At 40.9% G+C, this 17,473-nt stretch carries 19 protein-coding genes; 1 reads left to right on the plus strand and 18 read right to left on the minus strand.

Annotation, left to right across the window (positions count from 1 at the left end):
• Positions 1–44 precede the first annotated feature (44 nt).
• The 17 genes from D8836_RS07760 to D8836_RS07835 all read right to left on the minus strand — a co-directional run bounded on the left by D8836_RS07760 (position 45) and on the right by D8836_RS07835 (position 12,305).
• Positions 45–236, minus strand: a complete 192-nt coding sequence (locus D8836_RS07760; RefSeq protein WP_125393636.1) for a CsbD family protein — start codon at positions 234–236, stop codon at positions 45–47.
• 101 nt (positions 237–337) lie between these two features.
• Entirely contained in the window at positions 338–988 is a 651-nt protein-coding gene (locus D8836_RS07765) for a DUF1803 domain-containing protein (protein ID WP_125393637.1), read from the minus strand.
• Positions 972–1,484: a YiiX/YebB-like N1pC/P60 family cysteine hydrolase gene (locus D8836_RS07770; protein WP_125393638.1), complete on the minus strand. Its 513-nt coding sequence runs from the start codon at positions 1,482–1,484 to the stop codon at positions 972–974. Before D8836_RS07770 ends, D8836_RS07765 begins: the two co-directional genes overlap by 17 nt.
• 87 nt (positions 1,485–1,571) lie before the next feature.
• Positions 1,572–2,507: a manganese-dependent inorganic pyrophosphatase gene (locus tag D8836_RS07775; protein ID WP_024057729.1), complete on the minus strand. Its 936-nt coding sequence runs from the start codon at positions 2,505–2,507 to the stop codon at positions 1,572–1,574.
• A gap of 85 nt (positions 2,508–2,592) precedes the next feature.
• Entirely contained in the window at positions 2,593–2,877 is a 285-nt protein-coding gene (locus D8836_RS07780) for a GIY-YIG nuclease family protein (protein WP_125393639.1), read from the minus strand.
• Positions 2,867–3,616, minus strand: coding sequence for a tRNA1(Val) (adenine(37)-N6)-methyltransferase (locus D8836_RS07785; protein ID WP_033685376.1), 750 nt, complete (start codon positions 3,614–3,616; stop codon positions 2,867–2,869). The genes D8836_RS07780 and D8836_RS07785 overlap by 11 nt, the downstream gene beginning before the upstream one ends.
• Before the next feature lie 52 nt (positions 3,617–3,668).
• Positions 3,669–4,031: a S1 RNA-binding domain-containing protein gene (locus D8836_RS07790; protein ID WP_125393640.1), complete on the minus strand. Its 363-nt coding sequence runs from the start codon at positions 4,029–4,031 to the stop codon at positions 3,669–3,671.
• Between the two features lies 1 nt (position 4,032).
• Positions 4,033–5,433 (minus strand): bifunctional Cof-type HAD-IIB family hydrolase/peptidylprolyl isomerase, encoded by a 1,401-nt coding sequence (locus tag D8836_RS07795; RefSeq protein WP_125393641.1) that lies wholly within the window; start codon positions 5,431–5,433, stop codon positions 4,033–4,035.
• Positions 5,434–5,512: 79 nt separating this feature from the next.
• Complete coding sequence (locus D8836_RS07800) at positions 5,513–6,016, minus strand: GNAT family N-acetyltransferase (protein ID WP_125393642.1); 504 nt, start codon at positions 6,014–6,016, stop codon at positions 5,513–5,515.
• A gap of 317 nt (positions 6,017–6,333) precedes the next feature.
• Positions 6,334–6,573 (minus strand): 30S ribosomal protein S18, encoded by a 240-nt coding sequence (gene rpsR / locus D8836_RS07805; protein ID WP_000068664.1) that lies wholly within the window; start codon positions 6,571–6,573, stop codon positions 6,334–6,336.
• Positions 6,574–6,604: 31 nt separating this feature from the next.
• Positions 6,605–7,075, minus strand: a complete 471-nt coding sequence (gene ssbA / locus D8836_RS07810) for a single-stranded DNA-binding protein SsbA (RefSeq protein WP_000609606.1) — start codon at positions 7,073–7,075, stop codon at positions 6,605–6,607.
• Positions 7,076–7,086: 11 nt separating this feature from the next.
• Positions 7,087–7,377: a 30S ribosomal protein S6 gene (gene rpsF, locus D8836_RS07815; protein ID WP_001151780.1), complete on the minus strand. Its 291-nt coding sequence runs from the start codon at positions 7,375–7,377 to the stop codon at positions 7,087–7,089.
• Positions 7,378–7,529: 152 nt separating this feature from the next.
• Positions 7,530–8,873, minus strand: coding sequence for an asparagine--tRNA ligase (asnS, locus tag D8836_RS07820; protein ID WP_061457589.1), 1,344 nt, complete (start codon positions 8,871–8,873; stop codon positions 7,530–7,532).
• An 18-nt stretch (positions 8,874–8,891) separates the two neighbouring features.
• Entirely contained in the window at positions 8,892–9,257 is a 366-nt protein-coding gene (locus D8836_RS11130) for a VOC family protein (RefSeq protein WP_000565230.1), read from the minus strand.
• Positions 9,250–10,437: a pyridoxal phosphate-dependent aminotransferase gene (locus D8836_RS07825; protein WP_125393643.1), complete on the minus strand. Its 1,188-nt coding sequence runs from the start codon at positions 10,435–10,437 to the stop codon at positions 9,250–9,252. Before D8836_RS07825 ends, D8836_RS11130 begins: the two co-directional genes overlap by 8 nt.
• On the minus strand, positions 10,434–10,922 hold the full coding sequence (locus D8836_RS07830; RefSeq protein WP_185761619.1) for a cell wall elongation regulator TseB-like domain-containing protein: 489 nt from the start codon (positions 10,920–10,922) through the stop codon (positions 10,434–10,436). Before D8836_RS07830 ends, D8836_RS07825 begins: the two co-directional genes overlap by 4 nt.
• Before the next feature lie 186 nt (positions 10,923–11,108).
• Positions 11,109–12,305, minus strand: a complete 1,197-nt coding sequence (locus tag D8836_RS07835) for an MFS transporter (RefSeq protein ID WP_125393644.1) — start codon at positions 12,303–12,305, stop codon at positions 11,109–11,111.
• A 419-nt stretch (positions 12,306–12,724) separates the two neighbouring features.
• Here D8836_RS07835 and D8836_RS07840 point away from each other — a divergent pair, with 419 nt between their 5' ends.
• On the plus strand, positions 12,725–13,273 hold the full coding sequence (locus tag D8836_RS07840) for an NADPH-dependent FMN reductase (RefSeq protein ID WP_125393645.1): 549 nt from the start codon (positions 12,725–12,727) through the stop codon (positions 13,271–13,273).
• Between the two features lie 236 nt (positions 13,274–13,509).
• On the opposite strand, the gene D8836_RS07845 is transcribed toward D8836_RS07840, so the two are convergent.
• On the minus strand, positions 13,510–17,473 hold a 3,964-nt coding region (locus D8836_RS07845; RefSeq protein ID WP_125393646.1), incomplete at its 5' end, for a collagen-flanked surface repeat-containing protein.

Raw genomic sequence — 17,473 nt, forward strand, 5'->3', positions numbered from 1 at the left:
TAGTAAAAAATCAAGGGAAATGAAACCCTTGATTTTTTCTATTTTTATTTAAAAGCGTTTTTCAAACCTTCAACGGCACCTTCTACAGCACCTTTAGCATCTTCAACTACTTCTTTTGCCTTAGCAACTGTCTTTTCTACAGCGCCTTCTGCTTCAGTCTTGCTATCCCCAGTAACTTTACCAAATCCTTCTTTGATAGAGCCTGTTGCTTGTTCCAATTTGTTTTCAAGTGACATATGATTGTCTCCTTTAATTTTATTCCGATATGTGTTACCGGTTACATATAGTTTATACCGAATACTAAGGAAAGTCAAACAATGTGCTCAGAAACAAGAAATCAGCCCAAGTAGAAAATTAATCTTTCCTTATCCAAATCGATAGCCAACTCATACTTTCCATCTTCATTTTGGACAATATAACCTAGGATAACTAAACTGTCCACAAAGATGTCACGGCGTTTCTGCATGAGCTGATCTTTTTTAAGAAATTTCAACAAAAAAGTCGTCATGTATTTGAGAGCATACTCAGGATTGACATCTCCTAAAATGTCATAAAGTTCCTGTTGTTTTTCTGTCAAAGGATACTGATGTTTTACCTTATAGAAATAATTGGACAGGGTCATTTTTGTTCGTGCAAAGTCCGTCTTTTCAACTAAAATAGCTGCATTGGTTTGATTTCGCAATTCCGTCTCAAAAGTCTGCTCCAACAAGGCTTGATAGATCAGACTATCTTCGCTGACAAAAATCTCTTGATCCAGTTCGAGACTATCAAGTGATTCAAACATGGGAAGATTGAGGTAATAACGCTTATTTTCCCGACGAATCAAGCCAACCTTTATATACTCTTCCATGAGTTTATCAACTGCCACATCTGGAAATTGAGCCTTAATTTCTCGCAAAATAACATCCTCATGCTGGTCCAGATAGCGGATCAATTCTCCAAAAAATGGCTGTCTCGTCAAACGAGATGGATTAAAAATCTGAATCATGAAGATTCCTTTCTTTACATTCTAACAGAGGCGATGCTGCCAACTGACTAGGATTGGTCCCCGGCTGGTTCAAAGGAACAGGCAGGCCTAGTTCTCTGTAATACTCCTTCCAAAAATCACTAATCTCCTGCTCCTCATCTCCAAATTTCATAGGAATAGTTTCAAAAATGGGGAGAATTTCTGCCATGTACTGGGAACAGTAAAAACCTTCTCCATCTGGATAGAAAGAAACATTGTAGGGTGCTCCAAGATGTCTGCAAGCTCTTTCCTTCACAGACTGGATATCCATTTCTGAGTAAATATAGAGGTCGTACAAGTGATTGGGTTCAAAGAAGTCTGCTGGTTCTTGACAGATAACACCCGCCTTTCCACTAGCATGGTAAATCATCCCATCCAAATAAATGGCAACATGGCTATAGTTGCCTGTGGAAGTCTGGATGGCCTGTCCTATGTCAGACTCATCTCTCACAAAAATCAAATCGCCATTTGCTAACATGCTTCACTCCTAGAAAAAAAAGGAGCCGAAACTCCTTTCGATATAAGCCAAACTAGCCTTTCCTAATTTGATTTGACACCCAAAATCTTAAGCATTAAAGCTTTCAGTCAATTGAGGTACCACTTGTTTCTTACGTGAAACGGCACCAGCAAGGAAGGCATGATTGTTTTCAAGTTTGAAGTTGAAGGCTGCTTCAACCTTGCCCATGTTAGCACCAAGAGCCAAGATTTCTGAGTTTGAGTTGACGATATCTGTAATCATCAAGACAAAGTCAGAGTAACCGTTTGCTGTGTTGGCAGCTTGCATTGCAGCTTCGATTTCTGCTTGGCGTTCCAATACTTCAGCGATGTCCACTGTGTTTACTTGAGCAACACGGACATTATTTCCGTTCAATTCAAAAGTCTTAGCATCGATGTCAATCAATTCTTCAGCAGACTTGCTGGCCAAGTTTGTACCAGCTTTTAGCATCGCGAGACCATATTCTTCCAAGTTTACACCAGCCAATTCAGCCAATTCTGGAGCAATGACTTTATCTGTTGGATGTGTTGTTGGTGATTTCAAAAGAAGGGTATCTGAAATCAAACCTGAAAGCATCAAACCAGCAATCTCTTTAGGCACAGCTACACCATGTTCTTTGAACATACGGTAAACGATTGAAGACGCTGAACCAACTGGCTCCAAACGCATGTATAGTGGGCTTGCAGTTTCAAAGTTAGCCACACGGTGGTGGTCCACAACACCATAAACTTCTACTTCAGCGATATCTGATACAGATTGTTGGAATTCATTGTGGTCAGTCAGGATAACTTGCTCTGCACCTTCTGCTTTAGCAGAAGTGATAACACGCGGTGCTTCTACACCAAAATAGTTCAAGACAAAGGCTGTTTCTTCATTTGGAGTTCCAAGGGCAACAGCTTCCGTATCCAAACCATAAGCTTCTTTTGCAAGGTAGGCAAAGGCTACAGATGACCCGATGGCATCTGAGTCTGGATTTTGGTGACCAAATACTAGAATCTTAGACATGATAATACCTCATTTTGTTTATTCTCTTTATTGTAGCATTTTTTTCTCTTTTTGACAAAAGTAAGAGGAGTCAAAGGACTCCCCGCTACTCTTCAAAATAACTGAGTAAATTTCTATCTTGATTTTCAGATAAAAATCTTTCCTTCTGCGGCCTCTTCTTACGCTTGAGAAGGGCTTCTGCAGACATAGCTTCTTCCTTACTGGCAAAACCTTGAGTATAGATAAGTTTGACTGGTAAGCGTGCTCGTGTATATTTGGCTCCCTTCCCACTATTGTGAACAGCGAGGCGTCTCTTCACATCAGTCGTATAGCCTGTATAGTAGGATCCGTCACGGCACTCCAGCACATACATATAAGCCTTATGATCCATAATAAATCTCTTCGAGTTCCGGCGTATAAGAGCCATCATCATTGTGTACAATGAGAGGTGGCAATACCTTAAAGCCACTTGTCGAGCCATCCTTGATAGCCTCAATCAAAAGCATATTGGCTTCCTTTTCTCGCTTTGGATAAACAAACTGCAGGCGCTTAGGAGCTAGATTATGCCGTTGTAACGTATCCAAAATATCCAGAAGTCGATCAGGACGATGAACCATGGCCAAACGCCCATTAGACTTGAGAATACTCTGGGCACTACGACAGATTTCCTGCAAATTGGTCGTGATTTCATGTCGCGCCAAGAGATAATGTTCGCTCTCGTTCAAGTTTGAATGAGGATCCACCTTGAAATAGGGTGGATTACACAAAATCATATCCACCTTACTTCCCTGAATGTAAGCAGGCATATTTTTCAAATCATCACAGATGACCTCCATCTGCTCTTCTAAACCATTCAAACGGACAGAGCGTTCAGCCATATCCGCCAAACGCTCCTGAATCTCAACAGCCAAAATCTGTGCCTGAGTCCGAGTGCTAGCAAATAGCCCCACTGCTCCATTTCCAGCACAAAAATCCACTATCAAGCCCTTCTTAGGAAAACGTGGAAAACGTGACAAGAGAACACTATCCACCGAATAGCTAAAAACCTCTCTATTTTGAATGATTTTGATATCTGTTGAAAAGAGCTGGTTAATGCGCTCTCCTGATTTTAATAATTGTTCTTCTTCCATGGTCTTATTATAGCAAATTTATATTAACATTACAAAAGATAGAAATTTCTAACTAGTGCTTCTGATTCTTCAAATGTTGAAGGGCTTCCTTGGTCCAAATTGGCATCATTCGTTTGAGAGGCGCAAAGCCATAGTTAAAACGGTCGCTTGAAAAGCGTCTCCGTCTCGGAAACTGGTGCTTTTCTTCCTCCAAAGTGCGGATGGAAAGACTAGCTTTCCCTGTAAANTCATCTAAATCCACTACTTGAACTTGAACCTCTTCATCGACTTTCAAGGCTTCTTGGATATTTTCAATAAAGCCTGTCCGAATCTCTGAAATGTGAATCAGTCCCGTATCACCCGTCTCTAGCTCAACAAAGGCACCGTAGGGCTGAATCCCTGTAATACGGCCCTTTAGCTTATCACCGATTTTCATCCTAGTCCTCGATTTCAATTGTTTCAATCACAACATCTTCAACTGGCTTGTCCATAGCTCCTGTCTCAACAGCAGCAATGGCATCCAAGACAGCGTAAGAAGCTTCATCAGCTAGCTGACCAAATACAGTGTGACGGCGGTCTAGATGAGGAGTTCCACCTTGGTTGGCATAGATTTCCGCAATCGGTTCTGGCCAACCACCACGAGCAATTTCTTTCTTAGAATAAGGCAAATGTTGATTTTGCACGATAAAGAACTGGCTGCCGTTAGTATTTGGACCAGCATTGGCCATAGAAAGGGCACCACGGATATTGTAAAGTTCTTCTGAGAATTCATCCTCAAATGATTCGCCGTAGATTGACTCGCCACCCATACCAGTTCCAGTTGGGTCTCCACCTTGAATCATAAAGTCCTTGATAATACGGTGGAAAATGACACCATCATAGTAGCCATCTTTTGAAAGTGCAACAAAGTTAGCCACTGTTTTAGGAGCATGTTCAGGGAAGAGCTTAATACGCAAGTCTCCGTGATTGGTCTTAATAGTCGCGATAGGACCTTCTACTATTTCAATGTCTACTTGTGGGAAATGCAATTCTTTTTCTACCATACCAAATCCTTCTAAGGCATCAAAAATGCCATCTTCTTCTAATGTTTTTGTAATATAATCTGCTTTTTCTTTGATGTTATCATGAGAAATTCCCATTGCAACGCTGATTCCAGCATAATCAAAGAGTTCCAAGTCGTTGAGGCCATCTCCAAAAACCATGACGTTCTCTGGTTTCAAGCCAAGGTGTTCAACAACCTTTTCCACCCCCGTCGCTTTGGAGCCTGAAATCGGCACAATATCAGACGAATGTTGATGCCAACGAACCATGCGAAGTTTGTCTGAGAGACTATCAGGCAAGTGCAAGTCATCTCCCTTATCTTCAAAAGTCCACATCTGATAGATATCTTCTTTTTCATGGAAGTCAGGATCTACATCTAAATCGGGGTAAATTGGATTGATAGCTTCACTAATCATATCGGTGCGAGTCGACAACTTGGCATCATGACTCCCAACCAAACCATACTCAATTCCCTCTTGCTTGGCCCAAGAGATATACTCCTCAACATCTGACTTCTCAATCTGATGCTGATAAATGACATGACCTTTTTTATCTTCGATATAAGCCCCATTCAAAGTTACAAAAAAGTCAGGCTTGAGATCACGAATCTCTGGAACGACACCAAAAATCCCTCGTCCAGAAGCAATACCTGTCAAAATTCCTTTCTCACGTAATTGCTTAAAAACAGTTGGGATTGAAGCTGGAATAAAACCTGTCTTTGAATTCCGCAATGTATCATCAATATCAAAAAAGACAATCTTGATTTTCTTTGCCTTGTATCTTAATTTGGCATCCATCTCACTACCTCTTTCAATCTAACTCTTTCCATTATACCATAAAGTAGCTAAATCCCCTATTTTCAAAAAGTTTCCAGTTTTATTGTAAGTCCTTGGATAAGTATAAAACTAAATCATTATCATTTTGACAACTTGCACCCATTTCTAGCGGTTTATTTCTATACCACACACCTGTCCCATCTGGAATATAGCCCCGTCTGATATACAATCTCTGGGCAGGGCCATAGCCTAAGTGCAAACCTACACCAAGAGTGACCTTACTCGAAACAAACTTGACTCGTTTTTCTGCTTCTTCTAGCAGTTGATTCCCAATCCCTTGATTTCGAAAAGGCTCAAACACATTAAAATCTGATAATTCTGGATAGATTCCTACAAAAGGACCATGTTTAGCAGAGGGCAAAATGGTAACGTAGCCCGCTACAACACCATCAATCTCTGCAACTAAGACTTCTCTCTCCCCACTTTCCTGTTCCAGAAAATATCTAGCCAAAATTTCCTCTCTACCAGGCCAACCTTGATTCATAAATCCATGAGATAAGGATTCAATATCAGACTTAACCATATTTCTAATCGTACAATTCATCTTTGACTTAGCCACCTTTACTCTTTCTATTACCATTATAGCACGCCAAGGTCAGAAAAAAACTATCTCGTGAAAAAAGACACAACCGGGTCTGAAAAAGAGGTCCACTCGGAACTCAACTCGCTCTTTCATTTCAAAGCTCGTGAAAAAAAGACACAAGCGGGTCTTAATTCGCTTTCTTTTTTCCGAGCTCATGAAAAAGAGGTCCACTGGACCTGAAAAAAGACCCGTCGGGGTCTGAAAAAGAGGTCCACTGGACCCAAACTCGCTCTCTCATTTCAAAGCTCGTGAAAAAAAGACCCGTCGGGGTCTTTTTTTTAATCTTCGTTTACGAAAGGCATCAAAGCCATTACGCGAGCGCGTTTGATAGCTGTTGTTACTTTACGTTGGTTTTTAGCTGAAGTTCCTGTTACACGACGAGGAAGGATTTTCCCACGTTCTGAAACGAAACGGCTAAGAAGCTCAGTATCTTTGTAATCAACATATTCAATTTTGTTTGCTGCGATGTAATCAACTTTTTTACGGCGTTTGAATCCGCCACGACGTTGTTGAGCCATGTTTTTTCTCCTTTATAATTTTAGTTGTCCATTAGAATGGTAAATCATCATCTGAAATATCCAATGGATTTGTTGCTCCAAATGGATTTTCATCACGTGAAAAGTCTGGTACTGAATTTGTAGGTGCTGAATAGTTTGCAGTTGGTGCAGAGTAAGCTCCACCTGTATGTCCCTCACGCACACTACGGCTTTCCAACATTTGGAAATTCTCAGCCACGACCTCTGTCACGTAGACACGTTGTCCTTGCTGGTTATCGTAACTACGAGTCTGGATACGACCTGTCACCCCAATAAGTGAGCCTTTTTTAGCCCAGTTAGCAAGGTTTTCAGCCTGTTGGCGCCACATAACGACATTGATAAAATCAGCCTCACGTTCGCCATTTTGACTCTTAAATGTACGGTTTACTGCAAGAGTAAAAGTCGCAACTGCTACATTTGATGGGGTATAACGCAACTCAGCGTCACGTGTCATACGCCCTACAAGTACAACATTGTTAATCATAGTTTACCTTCTTACGCGTCAGTTTTGACGATCATGTGACGAAGAATGTCAGCGTTAATTTTTGAAAGACGGTCAAACTCTTTAAGAGCTACGTCGTCGTTTGCTTCAACGTTAACGATGTGGTAAAGTCCTTCACGGAAATCTTTGATTTCGTATGCAAGACGGCGTTTTTCCCAAGATTTTGATTCAACAACAGTTGCACCGTTGTCAGTCAAAATAGAGTCAAAACGTGCTACCAAAGCGTTTTTAGCTTCTTCTTCAATGTTTGGACGAATGATATAAAGAATTTCGTATTTAGCCATTGATATGTTCCTCCTTTTGGTCTAATGACCCCAAGACTTTGCAAGGGGTAAGTGAGGTTCGCTCACAATAAACTATTATACTAAAAAACTTTTTTTTACGCAAGTAAAAACTCTGAAATGCGAAAAAACGCCACATGGGCGTTTTCCTATTTTTACGGTTTGATACGGTGCAACATACGTGGGAATGGGATAGCTTCACGGATGTGTTTTGTTCCTGCCGCGAAGGTGACCATACGCTCGATACCGATACCAAATCCTCCGTGTGGAACTGTACCGTATTTACGAAGGTCAAGGTAGAATTCATATTCTGTACGATCCATGCCAAGTTCATCCATTTTTGCGACAAGGGCATCGTAGTCTTCCTCACGCATAGACCCACCGATGATTTCTCCATAGCCTTCTGGAGCAAGCAAGTCTGCACAAAGCACGCGCTCTGGATTTCCAGGAACTGGTTTCATGTAGAAGGCCTTGATGGCTGCTGGATAGTTCATGACAAATGTTGGCACACCAAAGTGGTTTGAAATCCAAGTTTCATGTGGTGAACCAAAGTCATCACCATGCTCAAGATGTTCGTAGTCAGCGTCTTCATCATTCTCATGCTCTTGCAAGAGGTCAATGGCTTGATCGTATGAAATGCGTTTGAATGGCTCTGAAATGTAGCGTTTCAAGAGTTCTGTATCACGCTCCAAGGTTTCCAAGGCTTGAGGAGCACGGTCAAGAACACCTTGTAGAAGAGCTTTTACATAAGCTTCTTGCAAGTCAAGCGACTCATCATGTGTCAAGTATGAGTACTCTGCGTCCATCATCCAAAACTCAGTCAAGTGACGGCGTGTTTTTGATTTTTCAGCACGGAATACTGGACCAAAGTCAAAGACACGACCAAGAGCCATAGCACCTGCCTCTAGGTAAAGCTGACCTGACTGGCTCAAGTAGGCTGGAGTTCCGAAGTAGTCAGTTTCAAAGAGTTCTGTTGAATCTTCAGCCGCATTTCCTGAAAGGATTGGGCTATCAAATTTCATGAAACCGTTCTTGTCAAAGAACTCATAAGTTGCATAAATGATAGCGTTACGAATTTGCATCACCGCTACTTGCTTACGAGAACGGAGCCACAAGTGACGGTTGTCCATCAAGAAGTCTGTTCCGTGTTCTTTTGGTGTGATTGGGTAATCTTGAGATTCACCAATCACTTCGATGTCTGTAATGTCCAACTCATAACCAAATTTAGAACGTTCGTCTTCTTTGACAATTCCTGTCACATAAACAGATGTTTCTTGGCTCAAGCGTTTGATGACATCAAACTTCTCAAGTCCCACTTCTTCACCAAATTTTTCTACAAAGTTTGGTTTAAAGGCCACACCTTGGAAGAAGGCTGTTCCATCGCGCAATTGCAAGAAGGCGATTTTTCCTTTTCCTGATTTGTTGGCAACCCAAGCACCAATCGTCACTTCTTGACCAACATAGTCTTTTACATCAATAATCGTTACACGTTTTGTCATTATTTTTCCTTTTCTTTTTTATTCTTTATGGCAAACCACCTCTATATTGTTCCCATCTGGATCAATCATAAAAGCAGCATAATAAATCGGATGCTCACTGCGATAACCAGGAGCACCATTGTCTAGCCCACCTGCCTCTAAGCCAGCCTCATAACAAGCTTGAACCTCTTCCTTATTTTCTGCTAAGAAAGCAAAGTGAATAGGATTTTGCGTCCCCTGAGCTAACCAAAAGTCACCACCAGGATGAGGGCTATTTGGGGCAAGAAAACTGATTAGAGAAGTAGTTTTAAAAGCCAATTTATAGCCCAAAGGGGCGAGAAAACTCCTATAAAATCCTTCTGAAATTTGTAAATCCTTTACCTTAATTTCAAAATGATCAATCATTCTCACTACCCATAAATGCTTTCAAACGTTTAACTGCTTCTTTAAGCGTGTCTAGGTCTGTCGCATAGCTGAGGCGGACATTTTCTGGCGCTCCAAAGCCAGCTCCTGTTATGAGTGCCAAACCAACTTCCTCAAGAATAGCTGTTGTAAAGTCAGTCACATCTGTATAACCTTTCATCTCCATGGCTTTTTTTACATTTGGGAAGAGATAGAAAGCTCCTTGTGGTTTAACGACTTCAAAACCTGGGACCTCACATAATAGCGGATAAATGGTATTGAGACGCTCCTCAAAAGCCAGACGCATGGTATCAACAGAATCCTGCGGTCCTGTTAAGGCTTCAATAGCCGCATATTGAGACACAGATGTCAAATTTGAAGTTGTTTGTCCCGTCAATTTACTCATAGCTGCAATGATTTCAGGATCACCTACCGCATAACCAACTCGCCAACCCGTCATGGCATAGGCCTTAGATACACCGTTGATAACAATGGTTTGCTTGCGAATTGCTTCTGATAGACTTGAGATTGGAACAAATTCATTTCCATTATAAACAAGACGACCGTATATATCATCAGCTAAAATCAGAATGTCATGCTCAACTGCCCAATTTCCGATAGCTAGCAATTCTTCACGAGTATAGATCATACCAGTCGGATTAGATGGTGAATTGAGAACCAAAACCTTTGTCTTATCTGTCCTAACTAGTTCTAGTTGATCCACCGTGACTTTAAAATCATTGTCTTCTTTAGCTTGAACAAAAACTGGAATCCCTTCTGCCATCTTGACCTGGTCTCCATAACTAACCCAGTATGGAGTTGGAATAATAACCTCATCTAAAGGATTGATTACAGCCATAAAGAAAGTATAGAGGGAGAACTTGGCACCTGTAGCAAAGGTAACCTCGTTACTTGCGACAGAATAGCCATAGTAGCGCTCGAAGTAGGTATTCACCGCAGCTTTTAATTCTGGTAGACCTGAAGCTACTGTATAGAAGGAAGCCTGTCCTTCTCGAATAGCTTTAACTGCTGCATCCTGAATATTTTCAGGAGTGTGAAAATCTGGTTGTCCCAAGGTCAAGAAAAGGACATCCTTACCTTGAGCTTTTAATTTTTTTGCTCTCGCATCACTAGCTAGAGTGACACTTTCTTCCATTTCTAAAACACGCTTGGATAGTTTCATAGGCCCTCCTTATTGACCAATGCTCCTGTTTCAAAATCTACTAGATAAAAATCAGAGCCTGACTTGACTTCCCAGATTGGCTTGTCTTGATAACGGCCAAAGGTAATCTTGTCAATCTCGCCAGCTCCTTTTTCCTTAGAAAGAGCTTCTGCTTTTTCTTGTGAAATACCCTGATTTAGCTGATAAACGTAAATCTTATGGTCATCTTTACCAATCAGGACAGCAAGTGATTCTTGCTGTTTATTATGACCAAGAACACTGTAGTAAGATTCCAAGCCATTGTATAAATCAACCTGATCAGCCTGCTCTAATCCTGCATACTGCTGAGCTAATTTTTCTCCTTCACTTTTAGCTGTTTGATAGGGTTTCATGCCGAGAGAAACCAGATACAGAAAGGAAGCACTGATAACCACAAACAAAATCGTCATCCCTAGACCATACTGCCACAGTAGATTATTTTTTGATTTTTTTTGTCTTTTTTTCACTCGTCTATTTTACCATCTATTGGGCTTTATTACAAGTGAATATAGGAACAATCGCATTTTATTTCTGCCTTCAAAGCAAACCGATTTTTCTTGTTTAAAACCGAGCAAGAAAAGTAAAGACAGCTCCAAAATCAACCTATTAAAAAACTTGAGCATTGGCACTCAAGTTTTCATAATTTTTTTGATTTATGGAATCACTTTATCATCCATTCTTTTAGCCATTTTTCCTAAAAATATAGGCAGTAGAAGGCTAATCATGACTAAAAAGAAGCCTAGATAAAGAAATGCTACAACAAAGCCTAAATTGTCAATCAACCAGCCTGTCAGTGGAAAGAACACAATCATACTTAGGCTAAACATCATAGAATAGACACTCAGCATGGTTGCCCTTACTTCACTTGGAAGGCGCCCTTGCAAATCATTGTCAAAAATCGGCTTAAAAAGAGCATGCAGAGCATTACTAATCAAATAAATCAGAATATAGATTAGAGGTGTTCCAAAGTAGGACAGCATATAGGTGACTCCAGTCAGCAGGACGAGAATAGGAAAAAGCTTCAAGGCAGCATATTTCTTTCCAATTTTACTTGCTAGATAGATTGCGAGGATATTCAAGAGACTTCCAAGTAGCATAACTGCTGAAATTTGCCAACTACTTAAATCTGGCAACTGATTTTGATAGTAAAAATAAAACATATACATGAGTGTTCCGACAATCTGAGATAAAATCATCCAGTTTAAAAGCATGGGATTTCTCTTCAACTCATCCTTAACAGTCCAAATAATCTGTTTCATGGTCACACTATCAGCTTTTTCTACTTTGACACTGGGCTCTTTCAGCATCCAAATCAGGAAAAGAACTATGATAGAAGTGGCAATCATGATATAGTAGGTCAGGTGCAATTGACCATGGACAAAAAATCCCGCCAACACTGTCCCCAAAGACCGAGTTCCTTCTGCTACTCCTGACATAAAACTTGAAATAGATAAGTAACGCTTCTTCAGTCCAGCTTCCACGGCTGAATCATAAACCATTGCTGCGCTTGTGCCTGAATCAAAATTATAAGACAAGGCATTTATCGCCATAGCTAGTGCATAAATCCAAAAATTTCCTTGCCCAGCCAACATGAGAATAGAAGACACAATTCCTGCTATACGACTTAAATAAAGGTTGGTCTTATAGGAATAGCGGTCAGCTAACATACCAGATGGAATTTCACAGAGAAGACTGGTCGTATGAAAAATACTTTCCAAAAGTCCAATCTGCCAAAGAGACATTCCGTTTTGACTGAGAAAGAGAATCCAAAAACTGGTAATCCCTAGAAATGCAAAAAACTCAACTCCGGCCATCAGGCCAATATTTTTCCGATAATTTCTTATTAACATCTTTTCTCCTTTAACAAGTGTATTATTATTTATTTTGTCCGTCACTTGTTAATCTATGCCTTACATGATCTCCACCCCTTTTAGAAGCATTCTTAAAATGCCATTATTTTCGTTTAATTGTTTATGAAATGATACCGGAAAAACTGTTCTGTAGTTTCTATTGCGAGTTTTCTTGTTTATTTTAGCACTTATATCATCATATTACAAGAGAATATAGGAATACTCTTCGAAAATCAAATTCAAACCAGGATTCAAAACGAACAGTTCTTACTTTTCCAGTCGCAAATGACTAAAGTTTCTGTAATTTTTAATTTTCAAATAAACTCTGAGCAAATTTCTTGCAAGGTGTTTTCTTTTGTTGTAATATATTTTATAACAACGAGGCAATTCTCGAAATTTTAAGAAAAAGGAGACACATCATGTCTAAAAAAGTATTATTTATCGTCGGATCCCTACGTCAAGGTTCTTTCAACCACCAAATGGCTCTCGAAGCTGAGAAAGCACTTGCTGGTAAAGCGGAAGTTAGCTACCTTGATTATTCAGCCCTTCCTCTCTTCAGCCAAGATTTGGAAGTTCCAACACATCCAGCTGTAGCGGCTGCTCATGAAGCGGTTCTCGCTGCGGATGCTATCTGGATTTTCTCTCCAGTCTACAACTTCTCTATCCCTGGTACAGTGAAAAACTTGCTTGACTGGCTATCTCGTGCCCTTGACTTATCTGATACACGTGGTGCTTCTACCCTTCAAGACAAGTTCGTCACAGTATCATCTGTAGCCAATGCAGGTCACGATCAACTTTTCGCTATTTACAAGGACCTCTTGCCATTTATCCGTACACAAGTCGTTGGTGATTTCACTGCTGCACGTGTTAATGACTCTGCCTGGGCAGACGGAAAATTGATTCTTGAAGAAACAGTCCTAAACTCACTTGAAAAACAAGCTCAAGACTTGCTCGCAGCAGTTCAGTAAAAAATAAAGAATTTTTAAAAGTCTAAATCAATGATCGCCACCTAATAGGGTGGCATTTTTAGACTCAATCAAGATTTTCAGACAAACATCAGACATCCAAAAAAACCTTGAGCGTTACCACTCAAGGTTTTTAGCAGTCTTTTCCATCATAGGAAAATCATTCTAAGAATATTCTTTCATTCGAGATCTATCACTTATCATCTTCTTTCGAGAAATTAGTGACTGCTTTTGGCTGATTAATCTTCCTTTCTTCGTCCTACATATAGGCTCAATAGAATACCGCTACCTAGAAGAACAGAGATATAATCAGATTGGCTTCCAGTTTCAGGTAATTTGTCACCATGGTTTTCTTTAACTGTAGTTGGAACTACTGGGTTAGCATTTACTGGAGTTGCTGGTTGAGCCGGTGTTGGTACTACTGGTTGTTCTGGAACCGCTGGTACTGGTTTAACCGGTACTTCTGGTGTTGGAACAACTGGAGTTGGTTGTACTGGCACTTCTGGTGTCGGTACATTTGGTGTTGGTTGCGCTGGCACAGGTTTAACCGGTACACTTGGTGTTGGTTGTGCTGGTACTGTTGGCATATCTAATTCTGGTACTTCAGTAACTTCAGGCATACCTGGTACTCCACCGTTAAATTCTGGCAATTCATGAACTTCTGGCATTCCTGGCACACCACCGTTGAATTCTGGCAATTCATGAACTGGTGGTTCTGGCATTGCAAACGTTGGTCCTTCTGGCACATTACGTGTTGGAGGAACTGGTTTGTCATTTGATGGTGTTACTGGTTTGTCTTGGCATCCACATTTTCCGTCTTTGCCGTCTCGACCATCACGTCCATCTCTACCATCTTTGCCATCTTTAATAACTGTTTTTGTCACAGTTCCATCAGAATTGATGATTGTGATTGTATGACTACCATCACCATTATCTTCAACAGAAACTTTTGGTGATTTACCATCTTTACCGTCTTTAATCACCATTTCTGTCTTACTTCCATCCGGATTAGTGATTGTTACAACGTGAGTTCCGTCGTTATTATTTTTAACAGTTACACTTGGTGAAACGCCATCTTTACCGTCTTTACCATCTTTGATAATAGATTTGTATTCACGACCATCAGAATCTACGATTGTTAATGTATGAGTTCCGTCTCCGTTATCAACGATGTTAGCTTTTGGTGATTTACCATCAAAGATTGTAGTTGTAGTTTCTTTACCATCAGCACCTGTCACTTTAATAGTGTGTGAACCATTGTTGTTATCAATCACTTCAAGTTTTGGTTCTTTACCATCACGAACTGTAGTTGTTGTAGTTGTACCGTCTGAGTTCACAACTGTGATAGTGTGAGTTCCATCTCCGTTATCCACAACCTTAGCAGTTGGTGATTTACCGTCACGAACTGTGGTTTCAGAAACAGTACCATTACCGTTTTCTACACGAATTGTGTAAGTACCATCATGGTTGTCAGTAACAGTTGCTACTGGTGATTTACCATCTTTAATGATTGTTTCAGTAGTTGTGCCGTCACCATTTAGAACTGAGATTTTGTGAGTTCCATTTTGTTCATCAGTTATAGTAACTTTTGGTGATTTACCATCACGAACTGTGGTTTCAGTTGTCACACCTTCTGGATTTGTAATAACGATTGTATGACTTCCGTCTCCATTATCACGAACAGATGCGGTTGGTGTACGTCCGTCAACACCGTCACGTCCATTCTTAACGACAAACTCATTCTTAGTTCCATCTGGATTTGTAATTGTTACTGTATGGCTTCCATCTGGATTTTCAGTAGTTGTTGCTGTTGCAGCTTTACCATCTTTACCATCTTTGATGATAGCATTCGTAACATTGCCGTCTCCATCTGTAACTTTAACAGTATGAGTTCCATCGTTGTTATCTGTTACTTCAACTTTTGGAGTCTTACCATCTTTACCATTCTTAACAACAGTTTCTTTAGTTGTTCCGTCTGGATTTGTTACAGTGATTGTGTGGCTTCCATCTGGATTTTCTGTTGTAGTGATATTGGCAGTTTTACCGTCTTTACCATCTTTAACTTTAGTTGTTGATTCAGAACCATCAGGGTTTCTAACAGTAATAGAGTGTGTTCCATCTCCATTGTCCGTTACATTTACAACTGGTGATTTACCGTCTGCTCCATTAGCTCCATTAGCTCCGTTTTCACCTTTTTCACCTTTTTCGCCTTTTTCACCGGCTACTCCTTGAGGTCCACGGATATTACCAATCTTGTTCCAAGAACCATTTTCTTTCTTGTAAACATCACCTGTATTGGCGTCGATATAAGTATCACCGTCTTTACCATCATTAGCAGTTGGGGCAGTAACTCCACTTAGTAATTCAGCACCGTTACGTCCATTTGTACCAGAAGCTCCATCTGTACCATTACGTCCATTTGTACCATTCAAGATATCACTTGTACCAATTAATTCATCCACACCTGGATCGTATTTACCGTTACCATTATTATCATAGTATGCTGTAATACGAGTACCCTCTACTGGTTGTGATTCTGTTGAATCGGGAGTCGCTGGTTGTGTATGTGTTGAATCGGGAGTTGGTGGTTGAATCTCATCTGGATTATCTCCTACACTTCTCGCTCTTCTTGCACTTCTTGATGTTCCAGAAGGTTGTGAATTAGAAGTTGATCCAACACCTCTTCTAACTGCTTCCACCAATGCATTTAAGTCAATAAATGGTGTACGTCCATCTTTACCATTCTTACCATCTTTCACTGTAAAGGTTACTGGATCTTTACCTGGTGTTGTGATAGTTACAACAGTGCTTTGGCCATCTTGTCCACGTTGAGTAGTGATTGTAGGAGTTTGTCCATCCTGACCGGTTGCACCAGTTTCTCCCTTAGCACCATCTTGAACAAAGACTGTAGTTGGTTGTGAACCATCATGGTTATCCACCGTGATTTCTACACCTTTATGACCTTCTTCATCCTTACGAACAGCTGTTACTGTTGGAGAGACTCCGTCCACTCCGTCTTTAATAACTGCTAGAGGTTTTTCTGGGTTCAATGGTTGACCTGGATGTGCTGGATCTTCTTGGTAAACTTTAGTTTCTTTACCATCTTTTACAGTAATTAATGATTTACCATCACGTCCGTCCGCACCTTTAGCACCATCTTTAATCATTTCAGAACCTAGAAGTTCATCAGTTCCTGGAGTGTACTTACCATCATTGTTTTCATCTGTATAGAATGTCACAATTGTGTGTGATGGATTTCCGTTTTGTCCTTCGACACGAAGCAAATCAACTTTTGGAGTTTTACCGTTTAGACCATTTTCTCCGTTCTTAACATTTACTGTAACTGGATCTTTACCTGGAACAGTGAATGTAATGTCGGTACTATGACCATCTTTACCTGGAGTTACAGTTACTTCTGGAGTCTTACCATCTTCTCCACGTTCACCTTTGTCACCCTTAGGTCCCTTGATGTTGCCTTCTTTTTCCCAGTTGCCGTTATTCTTAACGAAAACGTCACCAGTTTCTGTGTTAACGTATTTATCGCCGTCTTTACCTTCTGTAGTTGGATCAACTTTGCCGTTCAATACGTCTTTACCGTCGCGTCCATCACGTCCGTCACGACCTGCTGCTCCATCACGTCCGTCGCGTCCCGCTGGTCCTGGTACACCTTCACGTCCGTCGCGTCCTTGAAGACCTTGAGCACCCTGGTCACCCTTAGGTCCCTTGATGTTACCTTCTTTTTCCCAGTTGCCGTTATTCTTAACGAAGACGTCACCTGTTTCTGTGTTAACGTATTTATCGCCGTCTTTACCTTCTGTTGTTGGATCAACTTTGCCGTTCAATACGTCTTTTCCGTCACGTCCATCACGGCCGTCACGTCCTGCAGGTCCTTGTGCTCCATCACGTCCGTCGCGTCCCGCTGGTCCTGGTACACCTTCACGTCCGTCACGTCCTTGAAGACCTTGAGCACCCTGGTCACCCTTAGGTCCCTTGATGTTACCTTCTTTTTCCCAGTTGCCGTTATTCTTAACGAAGACGTCACCTGTTTCTGTGTTAACGTATTTATCGCCGTCTTTACCTTCTGTTGTTGGATCAACTTTGCCGTTCAATACGTCTTTTCCGTCGCGTCCATCACGACCGTCACGTCCTGCAGGTCCTTGTGCTCCATCACGTCCGTCGCGTCCTGGTAAACCTTGAGCTCCA

Origin of the sequence: Streptococcus mitis, assembly GCF_003942995.1 — a bacterium.
Taxonomy (GTDB): Bacteria; Bacillota; Bacilli; order Lactobacillales; family Streptococcaceae; genus Streptococcus; species Streptococcus mitis_CV.